Source organism: Pseudomonas oryzae (genome assembly GCF_900104805.1).
GTDB lineage: Bacteria > Pseudomonadota > Gammaproteobacteria > Pseudomonadales > Pseudomonadaceae > Geopseudomonas > Geopseudomonas oryzae.
In genome coordinates this window covers 416,199-429,712 of sequence record NZ_LT629751.1, presented here as the reverse complement: position 1 = coordinate 429,712, position 13,514 = coordinate 416,199, and the positions used below count along the sequence as shown (strand labels likewise).

General features: G+C 56.1%; 12 protein-coding genes. All 12 read left to right on the top strand.

Annotation, left to right across the window (positions count from 1 at the left end):
• The first annotated feature begins 257 nt into the window (after positions 1-257).
• The 12 genes from BLT78_RS02120 (at position 258) to BLT78_RS02070 (ending at position 13,448) form a co-directional block, all read left to right on the top strand.
• The gene (locus BLT78_RS02120) at positions 258-983 is read left to right on the top strand and encodes a tyrosine-protein phosphatase (protein WP_090347397.1); all 726 of its coding nucleotides are present in this window, start codon (positions 258-260) and stop codon (positions 981-983) included.
• Between the two features lie 49 nt (positions 984-1,032).
• Positions 1,033-1,785, top strand: coding sequence for a hypothetical protein (locus tag BLT78_RS02115; RefSeq protein ID WP_090347396.1), 753 nt, complete (start codon positions 1,033-1,035; stop codon positions 1,783-1,785).
• Between the two features lie 352 nt (positions 1,786-2,137).
• Entirely contained in the window at positions 2,138-3,529 is a 1,392-nt protein-coding gene (locus BLT78_RS02110; RefSeq protein WP_231975679.1) for an undecaprenyl-phosphate glucose phosphotransferase, read from the top strand.
• An 80-nt stretch (positions 3,530-3,609) separates the two neighbouring features.
• Entirely contained in the window at positions 3,610-4,776 is a 1,167-nt protein-coding gene (locus BLT78_RS02105) for a nucleotide sugar dehydrogenase (RefSeq protein ID WP_090347394.1), read from the top strand.
• Positions 4,777-4,794: 18 nt separating this feature from the next.
• On the top strand, positions 4,795-5,970 hold the full coding sequence (locus BLT78_RS02100) for a glycosyltransferase (RefSeq protein WP_090347393.1): 1,176 nt from the start codon (positions 4,795-4,797) through the stop codon (positions 5,968-5,970).
• On the top strand, positions 5,970-7,361 hold the full coding sequence (locus BLT78_RS02095) for an oligosaccharide flippase family protein (RefSeq protein ID WP_090347392.1): 1,392 nt from the start codon (positions 5,970-5,972) through the stop codon (positions 7,359-7,361). Before BLT78_RS02100 ends, BLT78_RS02095 begins: the two co-directional genes overlap by 1 nt.
• Positions 7,358-8,425, top strand: a complete 1,068-nt coding sequence (locus tag BLT78_RS02090) for a glycosyltransferase (RefSeq protein WP_090347391.1) — start codon at positions 7,358-7,360, stop codon at positions 8,423-8,425. The genes BLT78_RS02095 and BLT78_RS02090 overlap by 4 nt, the downstream gene beginning before the upstream one ends.
• Positions 8,415-9,734 carry a hypothetical protein gene (locus BLT78_RS21235; protein WP_157719459.1) on the top strand — a complete coding sequence of 440 codons (1,320 nt, stop codon included), beginning with the start codon at positions 8,415-8,417 and terminating at the stop codon, positions 9,732-9,734. Before BLT78_RS02090 ends, BLT78_RS21235 begins: the two co-directional genes overlap by 11 nt.
• A complete protein-coding gene (locus BLT78_RS02085; RefSeq protein ID WP_090347390.1) occupies positions 9,735-10,829 on the top strand; it encodes a glycosyltransferase in 1,095 nt (364 codons plus the stop codon).
• Between the two features lie 5 nt (positions 10,830-10,834).
• Positions 10,835-11,980, top strand: a complete 1,146-nt coding sequence (locus BLT78_RS02080; RefSeq protein ID WP_231975678.1) for a glycosyltransferase — start codon at positions 10,835-10,837, stop codon at positions 11,978-11,980.
• Positions 11,977-12,534, top strand: a complete 558-nt coding sequence (locus tag BLT78_RS02075; protein ID WP_090347388.1) for an LbetaH domain-containing protein — start codon at positions 11,977-11,979, stop codon at positions 12,532-12,534. Before BLT78_RS02080 ends, BLT78_RS02075 begins: the two co-directional genes overlap by 4 nt.
• Positions 12,531-13,448 (top strand): glycosyltransferase family 2 protein, encoded by a 918-nt coding sequence (locus BLT78_RS02070; protein ID WP_090347387.1) that lies wholly within the window; start codon positions 12,531-12,533, stop codon positions 13,446-13,448. The genes BLT78_RS02075 and BLT78_RS02070 overlap by 4 nt, the downstream gene beginning before the upstream one ends.
• Positions 13,449-13,514: the final 66 nt, after the last annotated feature.

The following is a 13,514-nucleotide window of genomic DNA, read 5'->3' as shown; positions in this document are numbered from 1 at the left end:
TCCCTGGTGGAGAGCGGGAGGGCGCACCGAATCACAAATGAATTGCCTCTTGCACAGAGTGGAAAACCACACGGCGTTTTTCACCAGCAGCCTCCGGGCAGCGGCAGCGCAGGAGGCAGCTCAATTGCGATCCAGCACAATATCCATCGGCAGAGCGTAAAACGACCGCAGGTCTTTTCCAGCATCGCGCTCGATGGAACGTCCTCCACACAGCGTAATCCGGCCTCCCAGCGGCAACGCCTGAAGATCCGTATCTCATGATCGACCTGCACAACCACCTGCTTCCCGGCATCGACGACGGCGCCCCCGATCTGGCAACTGCCCTGCAGCTGGCGCGCATCGCCGTCCAGGACGGCATCACCCACCTGGTCTGCACCCCGCACATCCATCCCGGCCGCTACGACAACGACCGTCGGAGCATCCAGGCCGCCCATCGCATCTTCAACGAAGGACTCGCCCAGGCCGGCATCGACCTGAAAGTCAGCTGGGCCGCCGAAGTACGTTTCGGCATGGAGCTGATGACCGCCCTCGTCGAAGGTGCACTGCCCATGCTCGGCCAGTGGCAGGACAAGAAAGTCCTGCTGCTCGAGTTCCCCCATGGCGAGATTCCCTTCGGAGCAGAACGCCTGACCCAGTGGCTGCTGCAACGCAATGTCATCCCGATGATCGCCCACCCGGAACGCAACAAGGGCATCATGCGCACCCCTAGCAAACTCAAGCCGTTCATCGCCCAGGGCTGCCTGCTGCAGGTCACCGCCAGCTCGGTAGCCGGTCACTTCGGCCCCACAGCCCAGGACGTCGCCCACACCCTGCTGGAGCAGGATCTGGTCACGATCCTCGCCAGCGACGCCCATAACACCCAGCACCGCCCCCCCCACCTCAGGGAAGGCATGGAACACACCGCCCGCATCGTCGGCGACAACCGGGCCGAACGCCTGGTCAAGGACAACCCGTGGCAAATCGCCCGGGCACACTTCACCTGAGAAGCCACCCGCCTGCGTAAGCGGCACCCCAGCCGGACACTCCCCAGCAATGACCACAGCCATCGCCCACTCGAAACGTCGGCGCAGCACGCGCTTGCTTGCCGATTCGCAAAGTGCGGACTCGTTCACCATTCGTCTGCTGCCGCTACTGGCCGCAGTACTCAGCCTGCCACTCATCGCCGCGGGGGCCTGCATGCTGCTCGCCGGCATCGCCAGCTACCAGGCCCAAGCCTTCCTCGACGACTGGACGAACAAGCGCAGCGAACCCACCGCCAAGGCCTGGCAGATCGCCCACGACGCCGCCCAACGCGCCGTGCGACTCTACCCAGGCAACAACGGCGAATACCTCGAACGCCTCGGCCGTGTCTGGCAATGGCAGCAGTTCCGCGCCCCTTTCGGCGCAGCCCAGGCCCAAGCTTCCCGACGCGCAGCCCTCGAAGCCTTCCGGGCATCGACCCAGGCCCGCCCCGAGTGGCCTTACGCCTGGGCTGCCCTGGCCTACGCCAAGCTCCATCTCCTCGAACTGGACAACGAGTTCGCTCACGCCCTGCAACAAGCCAACAACCTCGGCCCCAACCGCATCGAGATCAACCGCACCCTCGCCGAGATCGGCCTGCTCGCCTGGCCGAGCCTCGACGCCGGACAACGCAGCGCCACCCTCGCAGCCGCCGACAGGGTCGTGCAATACAGCGGCAACGAAGCCCGCTACCTATCTGAAGTCGCTGCGCACGCCGGCATGAGCGAAGCGCTGTGCGAGCACCTCGACGAGCGAATCCGGAAGAAACAGGGCATCTGCCAGTAGATCACGCCGGAAAACTGCAAAGCCGTCATTCACGGGCGATCAGCCGCTGATAGCCGCGCGTCGCCTTCGCGGAAGCGCCAGCAGTCGACATAAACAGAGTTATCCCAAGGCCCAGGCGAGGCCGCTGCCGACCTCGGCAACAGCCTTCCGACAACGCCAACAACCACGCAGGCTCAGGATGATGCCAAACCACTCGACAGCGCCCCGGACAGCTCAAGCCGGATCACTACGGAGAGTCTCTTCACTCCAGCCTCACAGCCGGCGTCTTTCTGCCAGTGCATCCAGACAGCATCAGGAATCCAGCTCCGCACCCTGGCGCCACGACACCCTATTCAACGGCAAGGCACAGCACGTGACACGAACCTCCGACAGCATCCTCCCCGGTGGCCGCGGCCTGACCTTCTGGGGCCAGTGGCTGGTGGCCATCGGCCTGACCACCCTGCTGCTCTGCGCCCTGGCCGTCTACAAGACCGGCACCCTGGATACCCAGTACCGGATCCTCGCGGTGATCGCCATACTCGCATCGGTACCGGCCTACTCGCTTCTGCGCGTCTATCACAAGCAACACGGCTATCTGACCGGCCTCGCCCGCCTGTTGTGTGGCTGGTTGCTGCTGCTCGCCTGCCTCACCGTGGTCGCCTTCGTCACCAAGACCAGCGAACTGTTCTCCCGCGAAGTCGCACTCACCTGGGCGATCCTCGCCTTCACGGCACAGGCCGCCAGCTACCTGCCACTGCAGCACTTCTCCCGCCGCTACCATCGCCAGCTCCAGAGCGAACGCACATCGCTGATTATCGGCACCGGCGACCTCGCCCTTGAGCTCGCCGACAAACTTGTCCGTCACCAGCATGAGCCGGTGGTGGGCCTGGTCGCATCCGACAGCGCCGAACTGCCCAGCAACAGCCTCTACCCGATCCTCGGCGGGCTCGAACACCTGCGTGCACTGATCGCCGAATACGGCATCCGTCGCCTGTATATCGCCCTGCCGCTGGCCGAAGCCGAGCAGATCGAAGGCCTGTACATCGACCTGCTCGACGCCAGCGTCGACGTGGTGTGGATCCCCGACCTGGCGAGCATGATGCTGCTCAACCACTCGGTCAGCGATATCGGCGGCCTGCCGGCCATCCACCTCAACGAAAGCCCGCTGACCGCCTATCCTACCGCCGCCTTCACCAAGGCCGTGATGGATCGCGTCCTCGCCCTGCTGGCGCTGCTCGCCCTCAGTCCGCTGATGCTGACCATCGCCATCCTGGTCAAGCGCTCCTCGCCCGGCCCGGTCATCTTCAAGCAGCAGCGCCACGGCTGGAACGGCCAGGTCATCGAGGTGTGGAAGTTCCGCTCCATGCGCATGCACGACGACCAGGACGTGAAACAGGCCACCCGCAACGACGATCGCATCACCCCCATCGGCCGCTTCATCCGTCGCACCTCCATCGACGAGCTGCCGCAGTTCATCAACGTGCTGCAGGGCAGCATGTCCCTGGTCGGCCCACGCCCGCACGCCGTCGCGCATAACGACTACTACACCGGCAAGATCGACGCCTATATGGCCCGCCACCGCATCAAGCCCGGCATCACTGGCCTGGCGCAGGTCAGCGGCTGCCGTGGCGAAACCGAAACCCTGGACAAGATGCAGCAGCGCGTCGAACTCGACCTTGCCTACATCAACAACTGGTCGGTGTGGCTGGATCTGAAGATCCTGATCAAGACGCCGTTCACCCTGCTGTCCAAAGACATCTACTGACTCCCAGACAACGTGCTTGCCCTGTAGGAGCGAGCTTGCTCGCGACCCGCCCCAGCACCGGAAGCTCTCAAAGGACTGTCATGAACATCACCATCGCCGGCACCGGATATGTCGGTCTATCCAACGCCATACTCCTCGCTCAACACAACAAGGTCATCGCCCTTGATATCGTCTCGGCAAAGGTAGACCTGATCAATGATCGCCAGTCGCCTATCGAGGACAGCGAAATCGAACGCTACCTCGCCGAGAAGCCTCTCGACCTCCGGGCGACTCTCGACAAGGAAGAGGCCTACCGCGATGCCGACTACGTGATCATCGCCACCCCCACCGACTACGATCCGGTAACCAACTTCTTCAATACCCTTAGCGTTGAAGCAGTGATCGAGGATGTGCTGGCGATCAACCCCAATGCGGTCATGGTGATCAAGTCCACAGTACCGGTCGGCTATACCAAGTGCGTGGGCGAGAAGTACAACACCGCCAATATCCTCTTCTCCCCGGAGTTCCTCCGCGAAGGCAAGGCGCTGCACGACAACCTGTACCCGTCGCGGATCATCGTCGGCGAGCGCTCCGAGCGCGCGGAAACCTTCGCCCGCCTGCTGCAACAGGGCGCCCTCAAGCCGGACATTCCCACCCTGTTCACCGACAGCACCGAAGCCGAAGCTATCAAGCTGTTCGCCAACACCTACCTGGCGATGCGCGTGGCCTACTTCAACGAACTGGACAGCTACGCCGAAACCCACGACCTGGACACCCGGCAGATCATCGAAGGCGTAGGCCTCGACCCGCGTATCGGCATGCACTACAACAATCCCAGCTTCGGCTACGGTGGCTACTGCCTGCCCAAGGACACCAAGCAGCTGCTGGCCAACTATGCTGACGTACCCAGCACCCTGATCCGCGCCATCGTCGATGCCAATACCACGCGCAAGGACTTCATCGCCGAATCCATTCTCAAGCGCAATCCCAAGGTGGTCGGCATCTACCGGCTGGTGATGAAGTCCGGCTCTGACAACTTCCGTGCCTCGGCCATCCAGGGTGTGATGAAGCGCCTCAAGGCCAAGGGGGTCGATGTGGTGATCTATGAGCCCGTATTGAAGGAAGACAGGTTCTTCAATTCGCGCGTCGTTCGAGATCTGGAAGAATTCAAGCGTATCAGTGATGTGATCGTGGCCAACCGGCAAGCCGATAGCCTGCAGGACGTAGTAGAGAAGGTCTACACACGCGACTTATTTGGCAGCGACTAATACACACTGAGAATAGACATGAAACGGCTTCTGATCATTGAGCCTCAATTGAGCGGGCACCACTTTCGCTACCTGGACTGGATTGCGTCAGCGGCCTGCGACAGTGACTGGCAGGTAACTATCGCCACAGATCATCGCTTCTGTGACAACGCGACACTGGTCAGTCTGCGAGCCCGCCATGCTGATCGTCTGGCCTTGCATTTCGATGACTTCAGCGGCGCTAAAAATGGCGGTGGACTGATCGAACTGATTCAGCGCGAAACTTATTACTGGAAAAAACTGCAGGCCATTTTCCGGAAAGTAAATTCTCAGACCACTATCGACCATGTGCTGCTGCCCTTTGCCGATATCTGCCTGTATGCCTTGGCAATAAATTCAAGACCATTCGGAAAGTGCCCCTGGTCGGCAATTTCCATGCGTCCGGCCTTTCATTGCTATGAGATAGGCCTGTCAGAAAACAAGCCCGGGCTGCTAACGCGCATCAAGGAGCTGCTGTTCTTTCGTCTGGCAAACTCCCACGCCGTTGGCAAGCTGTGCGTGATTGACCCCTGTCTCGCCGAATACGTAACTGCACGTCAGCCCAACAGCCGCGTCCTGTACCTACAGGACCCTGCCGATATCAATGTGCCCGCAGTGTCGCGTGAACAGGCGCGCAGCACTCTGGGGCTGGACACCACGCGTCCGGTGGTACTGCTCTACGGGGCAGTCGATTGGCGCAAAGGTGTGCGAGAACTTCTGGAGGCACAAGCCTCGCTGCCGCTGGAGCAACAACCGACCGTAGTCGTGGCCGGCCGCCAGGCTCCGGAGATCCGCAACTGGCTGGCTGGTGAAGCCTGGCAGCAGGCAATTCAGCAGGGCCGTCTGAACCTAATTGACCGCTTCATCACCGAAGACGAAGAAAGTCTGCTGTTCAGCGCCTGCGACGCTGTATGGCTCGGATATCGCGGCCATCTTGGCTCCAGTGGCGTGCTGTGGCAGGCATTGGCCTTCGAGCGTCCTGTAATCAGCTGTGATGAAGGACTGATTGGCTGGTTCACCCGTACCAACGATCTGGGGGTAAGCGTACAAGTTTCAGACAAGGAAGCCGTCGCCAACGCTCTGAGCGCCTTGCCGGCAACTGCCAACCAGGCATCAGGACTGACCCCGCTCCCTGGCCGCGACTTTGCAGCTCGACTGATACAGGCAATCGCCTGATGCAGAAGCTCTCTCTCGTCTCACGCCTGTTCTCCTCATCCGGCCCGTTTTGGGTGTTTGTGCAGCACGGTGCCGGCCGGATTGCGGTGGCGCTCAAGTTTCTGGTGCTGGCACGCGTACTCGGGCCAGAGGGCGTCGGGCTCATCGGCGTGGGCCTGCTGGCAATGGCTGTGGCAGAAGCACTCAGCGAGCTGGGACTGATGCAAGCGCTGGTGCAGCGGCGTGAAGCACTGACGCAGGCACAGCTCAGCGCTGTCTGGGGCTGGCAGCTGCTACGGGCCGTCCTGCTTGGCACTGGTCTGGCGCTCCTGGCCTGGCCTGCGGCACAGCTCTTTTCCATACCGGAAGCCTTCCCAATCCTCGCGCTAGTCGGTGTGCTCCTGCTCTTGCGTGGCTCGGTGAACCTGTCGCTTACGCTTGCACTGCGCAACATGCAGATGCGCCGCGTTGGTCTATTCAATTCCAGCTTTGTGTTGATCGATGCCGTGCTGGGCATTCTGGTGGCCTGGGTGACGCAGAGTGTATTGGCTGTGTTCGTGACCATGGCGGTGACAGAGGGAGTGCGCTGGCTTGCCTCATACCGAGTATTTGCGCCACCACCCCGCCCGTCACTGTCGCGGGAAGCCTCCGAATTTGCTGCCTTTGGAAAATGGATCTGGATGAACAACATCCTGAATTTCCTGCTCAACCAGACCGACAAGTTCATGGTGGCAAAAATTGTTGGCGTAAGCGGATTAGGCACCTACCAGATGGCACAACGCTTTGCGCAGCTGGGAGTGGCGGATATCGGGATCATGCTTTCGCAGTACCTGTTTCCCAAGCTCTCGGAGCAAATGCGCTCCGATCACCAACGCGCAGTGGAGCTGACGCTGGCATTGCTCGCATTGATGGCGGCTGGTGGTATGGCGGCCGTGCTGACTCTGAACGCACTGGCAGAGCCATTGTTTGTGCTTCTGCTGGGTGAAAGCTGGAGAGCTGCTGCCCCGGTATTCGGGCTTCTGGTGGGCGGCATGTATGGCGGCCTGCTGACAGCCGTACTAGTGCCGTTTGTAAAAGCCGAAGGCAAGGCTTGGATCGTGACCGGCGCCGCACTGGTGCAGCTGCTGGCGCTGTTGGCACTGCTGTACCTACTGCGGGCAAAGGGCATAACCGGCGTAGCAGTGGCCTCCAGCGCAGCTGTATGGGTAGCAGTGCTATTGATTCTGACTGGGGCACTTCTATACGTAGAGACTGTCTTGCAGATTCTGCGAGCACAATGGGGATTTTGGACTCTGCTGGCCGGCTGCCCGCTGCTTACGCTGTGGGCTCCAGCATTGTGGTGGGTGGGGGCCAGTGTAGCGCTGGGATTGTTTGCAGTACGTTTTAGCAGGCTGCTGAGGCAACTGAAATGAGAGTTATGCATCTGGTTTTGACCCCCCGGTTTTCCGGAGCGGAGATTCTGGTTCGCGACCTGTGCATTGCACAAAAAAACATGGGCCACGATGTCGCCTTCTCTGCCATCAACCCATCGGAGGAAAGCTTTCTTCCGCAATTGGAACGCCTGCAACATGCAGGCGTCCATGTACAGCTACCGCATCAAGCCCCTTCACACTTGCAACGCCTGCCGCACATCCGGAAGCTCTTGATAGAGTTCAAGCCGGATGTGGTATTTGCCCACTCGGTGATTCCAGCCATGTACGCCCGGCTGGCCGATCTGCTCCAGCGTCGCGTTGTGCCTGTACTGCATGCCACCGATAACTATCCGGCGGTAGGCCCCCATCGCCTTGCTGAGCACCTGCTCTGTCACTTGAGCAGGAACACGATTGCTGTTTCTGAACCGGGTGCAGATAATTACCGTGCAGTTTTTCCAGTGCCTGTTCGAGTGATCCGCAATGGTCTTGACTTCACCGGCGCTCAGGCAGCAGCTGCCCACCGACGCAAGCGGACAGAGAAAAGCGGAATCGTCCTTCAAGTGGGGCGGGTGCTTCCGCTCAAAGGGCAGCACATAAGTATCCAGGCCATGGCCGAAGTGGTCAAGCAGCAGCCACAAGCCAGATTGTGGCTGGCCGGCTTGATCGAGGACAAAGAATATCACGAGAAACTAAAGTTATTAACTGCAAACCTCGGACTACAATTACACGTGGAGTTTCTCGGGCCTCGCCAAGACATATTCGATCTTCTGGCGCGCGCAGATGTTTATGTAATGCCGTCGAGTGCGGAGTCACAAGGCCTTGCGATGCTGGAGGCATTAGCAACCGGCACTCCGGTGATAGCAAGCGACATTCCTACGCTTGCCCAGTTTTCAAAAATGAAGGGTGTGCAGTGCATACCACGAGAAAGCGTAGCGGACTGGGAGCGCAGCATTCTTTCGGCTTTTAAAGAACCAATTTACTTGCCAAGAAATATCTCCGACTTCGACATCAACAGAACAGCAACTGAATATCTTGACCTGACAGAGGCACAACTTGAGCATTGAATTGAAAGCAAGATTTCGCTCACGAGATCCATCAATACTCCCCCAATGGGTTCGCTGGATTCTGCTTTCAACCGCCTTGCTAATGGCTTTTGACTTCAAGGGAATTGAAGAGGGTGGAATTTACCAGAGAATTTCATATTTGATTTCACTGAGCCTTATATGTATTGGAGCCATACCATATCTATCAAAAAAACCAATCCACCCTTCAAAATTAATCCAGATCTCAGGATTGTTATTACTTGTATTCATAATCTCTTCACCACTCACCGCAATAATTCACAACTATAACTTTCAAAATTACATAATTGTAGGCGCACCATATGTAATCATGGTAGGTAGCTTCGTTTTTTTTGGCGCTTTGTGTCGCAGACACGGTGTCAATGCCGTCGCCGGATACTTCTTACCTGTAATTGCCATTGCATCGCTAATATCATGTGTCTGGCAAGTTTTTTACGGCGTAACCTTTTTTGGGGGCGGCCTCTCGGGACTCCGATACAGGATCATATCGCCTCTTCTCCCGTTTACCTTAGCCATCTTCTTTGCCATGTACTATGAGGGATTTAGAAAACTGACAAGCCTGACAGTCCTGGCGATGCTATTACTTATCATCCTAGCCTCCCAGACCAGATCGTATCTATTGACCATAGCCGCTGTCATTATCCCGATAACTTACGGATACTCGAAGAGTCAAATAGAGTTCACTAGAAAGTCATTAATCATATCCTTTATCTCACTGTCACTGCTTTTCCTCATGTATTTTGCCGGGGGTACTGGCAGCGAACTAATCAGCATGTGGGCAAACCGAATACTGGGGAGTTCATCATATTTTGGTTTTGACATCACCACTGCCAGCCGACTCGCAGAGTATCACAATCAGATGACCTGCCTTTTCTCCTCAGGCCTGAACATGGCTTTAGGCTGCGGAATTGGGGCTCCGTATGACTACTCGGGCCACTACGCCGATTTCATAAGAGATATATTTGGAGAAAAAGGAGTTGTTCAAGGATACTGGAACGGGGGCCACTCACTCTGGATTTACACCCTATACTCGTCAGGCCTCATATTCGGCTTAGGAATGAATATGTTTTTTGTTTTTTGCTGCTTTGCGGCCCTCGTCATAGTACATAAACACAGAAAAGAATCCCGCGACAAAAAACGTATCCCAATCATGGCCAGCACGGCCCTTATAGCGATATTCTCAACGGGTTTCACTGGATTCCCTCTTGGCACAAGATCAGCAGCATTCTTTATGGGCAGTTTAATGGCCATTGTCGTAGCCTACTATGCCAAATTAAGGAAAAGCTCCTGAATGTCCGCAAAAAAAAGGTCCGCACTTTACATCCAGCCATTGCTGGCCAGTTACCGCGCCGAACTGGTGGAGAAACTTTCACGGAATTTCTCACTAACCATACTGTGTGGAAATTCAGCTGCGAACAGCGGTTTCCGTACTATTGCTTCGGAGAGCGCGAAAGTCATTGAAGCGCCGATGAAGCCATTGCTAGGCGGCCGCCTCCTTTGGCAACACAATGTTCGTGTAACCCTGCGCCAGGAAAAGCCGGAACTGGTGTTGGCCTGTGCCAATATTCGCGACCTGACCTACTGGTGGCTGTTATTTTGGGCACGCCGCAATGGAGTAAAGGTGTTCTCGCACGGGCAGGGTCTGTATTCAAAGCGCCACATTGGCGGCCTGATTGCCTGGCTGTATCGAACTGCCGCTAGACTTTCTCATCGTTATGTCTGCTACACGGAGCTTTCCCATCAAACCATGCTTGCTGCGGGATGCCCTCCGGAAAAGCTGGCGGTTGCCGATAACGCGATCCGCTTTTCGGTCGATGCAGCCGACATACAGAAAACGGGTACAGAGCAAGGGGTACTCTTTGTCGGCCGCCTTCGCGAAGAATGCCACCTGGAGCAACTGATAGATGCAGTAGCTCGTGTGCGAACCAGGCATCCGGATGCCGTGCTACATGTCGTAGGAAGTGGCGAACTGGAGGCCGAGTACCGTGCTCGCTTCGATCATTCCTGGGTGATTTTTCATGGGGCGGTCTATGACGATGCCCGGATTCTGGAAATCAGCCGCGACTGCCGGGTGGGCTGTTATCCGGGTAATGCCGGACTGAGTGTGGTGCATTACTTTGCGCTGCGACTGCCGCCATTAGTGCACGGTGACATGCCCGCCCACATGGGGCCTGAACCTTCCTATGTGCAAGATGGTGTGAATGGTGTGATCTTCTCCCGGGATCTGAAGGCTGAGGGTATTGCGACGGCACTGGAGAAAATCTGGGATATGCCGACTGAGGAGTATTTGTCAATGAGCACACTGGCTTTTTCCCAGTACATGCAATTAAACACGCCATCACTTGGAAACAAAATGGTTGCAATTCTGCAGGAAAATCACCATTGAGAATATTGCATCTGATCCCCACCACAAACCCAGAAGCAGGTGGAACAGTCGAAGGAATCAAACAGTTATGCCGGGCATACCCTGCACTTGGAGTTGAAGCAGAAATCGCATGCTGTGATAAGCCTGGCAGCATTTGGCATTCAGACCCTACTCTCCCCAAAATACATGCCCTTGGCCCCGGAGCGGGAAACTACGCTTACACACCAAAACTAAAGGAATGGTTAAATAAAAACAAAAATAACTATGATGCCGTCATCATTGATGGCCTTTGGCAATACCATGGTAGAGCTGCACACAGCGTCTTAGCAGGCACAGAAACTCCTTATTTTGTATTCACACATGGCATGTTAGACCCATGGTTCAAAAAAACCTATCCTCTCAAGCACCTAAAGAAATGGCTGTACTGGCCATGGGCCGAGTATCGAACACTGCGCGACGCAAAGGCAGTAATTTTCACCTGTGAAGAAGAACGTCGACTAGCACGCGAGTCTTTCTGGCTATATAGCGCCAAAGAAGCAGTCTCTTCATATGGAACAGACGCCCCCCCCATAGATGAAGGACTGTCATCGGCGTTTCTAGATAAGTTTCCAGAACTAAAAAACAAGAGATTAATTCTTTTTCTTAGCCGGATACATGAAAAGAAAGGCTGTGACTTGTTAATTGAAGCTTTCGCACAAACAGCCAAAAATGACAAATCATTACACCTTATTATGGCTGGCCCTGACCAAACAGGCTGGAAAGCGACATTAACCGCACAGGCCAAACGTCTCGGGATAGCAAGCAGAGTTACGTGGCCCGGCATGTTGCGAGATTCAGAAAAATGGGGAGCCTACTATGCTTCTGATGTTTTCTGTCTACCATCGCATCAAGAAAACTTTGGAATTGTGGTTGCTGAAGCTTTAGCCTGCGGAAAGCCTGTTCTAATCAGCAACAAGGTGAATATCTGGCGCGAGGTAGAAGCCACACAATCAGGTTTCGTAGACGATGACTCTCTAAGGGGGACATTGAGCAACCTTAACAAATGGCTGTCACTCTCCACTGAGGATCGAATCACCATGCAACAGAAAGCAAAATCCTGCTTTTCTGAGAAATTCCACATCCATCGAAGTGCAGAGCGCCTTATCAATATCATTAAAGAGCATCAGCATTGATTATTCAGGGAAACAATCCACATACCGAGGCCTCTTTTTCGCTTTCGCACCGCGCAAAGCGACAACTTTGGGGAATTGTATGGCTGTTACTTTTCAAACCGAGTCCGCGGCCACTGCATAGCTGGCGGGCGTTCCTGCTGAAAATTTTCGGTGCCAAACTCGGTAAAGGCGTGCATGTCTACCCGGGTGTAAGGATATGGGCGCCCTGGAATCTCGATCTGGGCGACTATGTGGGCATTGGTGATGGTGCCACGCTGTACTGCATGGACCGGATTATTGTTGGCGAGTGCGCCGTGATTTCGCAAGGTGCACATCTGTGTGGTGGCTCGCACGATTACAATAGCCCTAACTTTCAGCTGTTTGCGAAACCAATTGTGATTGGCGCACATGCGTGGATCTGCGCAGAAGCCTTTGTATCTCTGGGGGTCAATGTGGCCGAAGGCGTTGTAGTCGGAGCACGTTCCGTCGTGAGCAAAAGCATTACCGAACCTTGGACAGTGTACGCCGGGCATCCGGCCCGGAAGATTGGCGAAAGAAACAGGAATATCGCATGAGCAGCGTCACGGTCATCATCCTGACCTACAACGAAGCCATGCATTTGGAGCGGGCCATACGCTCCGTGCAGCTCTTAGCCTCACAGATCATCATAGTGGACTCTTTCTCCAAAGATGACACCGTGGCAATTGCCGAGCGGTGTGGTGCGCTCGTCCTGCAGAATCCATTCGTGAACCAGTCTGCGCAGTTCAACTGGGCCCTGGAAAATGCGCCCATCACGGGCGACTGGATTCTCCGTCTTGATGCAGATGAAATCATCGAACCGGATCTGGCTGTCACCATCAGTACCCAGTTGCCGGCTCTGCCAACTGATGTAGTGGGCGTTAACCTAAATCGAAAACATATTTTCATGGATCGCTGGGTGCGCCATGGCGGACGCTACCCGCTGCTGATGCTTCGTCTGTGGCGGCGCGGCCATGGCCGTGTAGAGGACCGCTGGATGGACGAGCATGTGGTGGTCAAAGGCGGCCGTACAGTCATCCTTAAGGGCGGCTTTGCAGATCATAACCTGAACGACATCACCTACTTTACGGACAAGCACAACAAGTACGCTACCCGTGAGGCCATTGAAGTACTTAACCAGCGCTACGGTCTGTTTGCCAAGGAAAAAGGACTCACCACCGCCAGTGCCTCCGGTCAGGCGGCACTCAAGCGGTTCATCAAGGAAAAGATCTACAACCGCATTCCATTTACGCTGAGTGCGCTGCTGTACTTCCTATGGCGCTACATCTTCCAGCTCGGCTTCCTCGATGGCCGCTCGGGCCTCGTTTACCACTTCCTGCAAGGCTACTGGTACCGTTTTCTGGTTGGCGCCAAGATCATGGAGTTCGAGCATGCCCTTAAAGGTGCCACCTCCAACACGGAGCGCGTGCAGATTCTTGAGCGATTAACCGGACTGAAGCTGACAAACTAATAAAAACACCAACCCTAGAAAAAACAAAACACCCCCTTAGTTAATTTAAAGGGGAAAACCCCAAAA

Excerpts from the sequence above, each read along its gene's own strand:
- BLT78_RS02120 (WP_090347397.1), top strand. The coding sequence starts at position 258 with ATGATCGACCTGCACAACCACCTGCTTCCCGGCATCGACGACGGCGCC.
- BLT78_RS02115 (WP_090347396.1), top strand. The coding sequence starts at position 1,033 with ATGACCACAGCCATCGCCCACTCGAAACGTCGGCGCAGCACGCGCTTG.
- BLT78_RS02105 (WP_090347394.1), top strand. The coding sequence starts at position 3,610 with ATGAACATCACCATCGCCGGCACCGGATATGTCGGTCTATCCAACGCC.
- BLT78_RS02100 (WP_090347393.1), top strand. The coding sequence starts at position 4,795 with ATGAAACGGCTTCTGATCATTGAGCCTCAATTGAGCGGGCACCACTTT.
- BLT78_RS02095 (WP_090347392.1), top strand. The coding sequence starts at position 5,970 with ATGCAGAAGCTCTCTCTCGTCTCACGCCTGTTCTCCTCATCCGGCCCG.
- BLT78_RS02090 (WP_090347391.1), top strand. The coding sequence starts at position 7,358 with ATGAGAGTTATGCATCTGGTTTTGACCCCCCGGTTTTCCGGAGCGGAG.
- BLT78_RS02085 (WP_090347390.1), top strand. The coding sequence starts at position 9,735 with ATGTCCGCAAAAAAAAGGTCCGCACTTTACATCCAGCCATTGCTGGCC.
- BLT78_RS02070 (WP_090347387.1), top strand. The coding sequence starts at position 12,531 with ATGAGCAGCGTCACGGTCATCATCCTGACCTACAACGAAGCCATGCAT.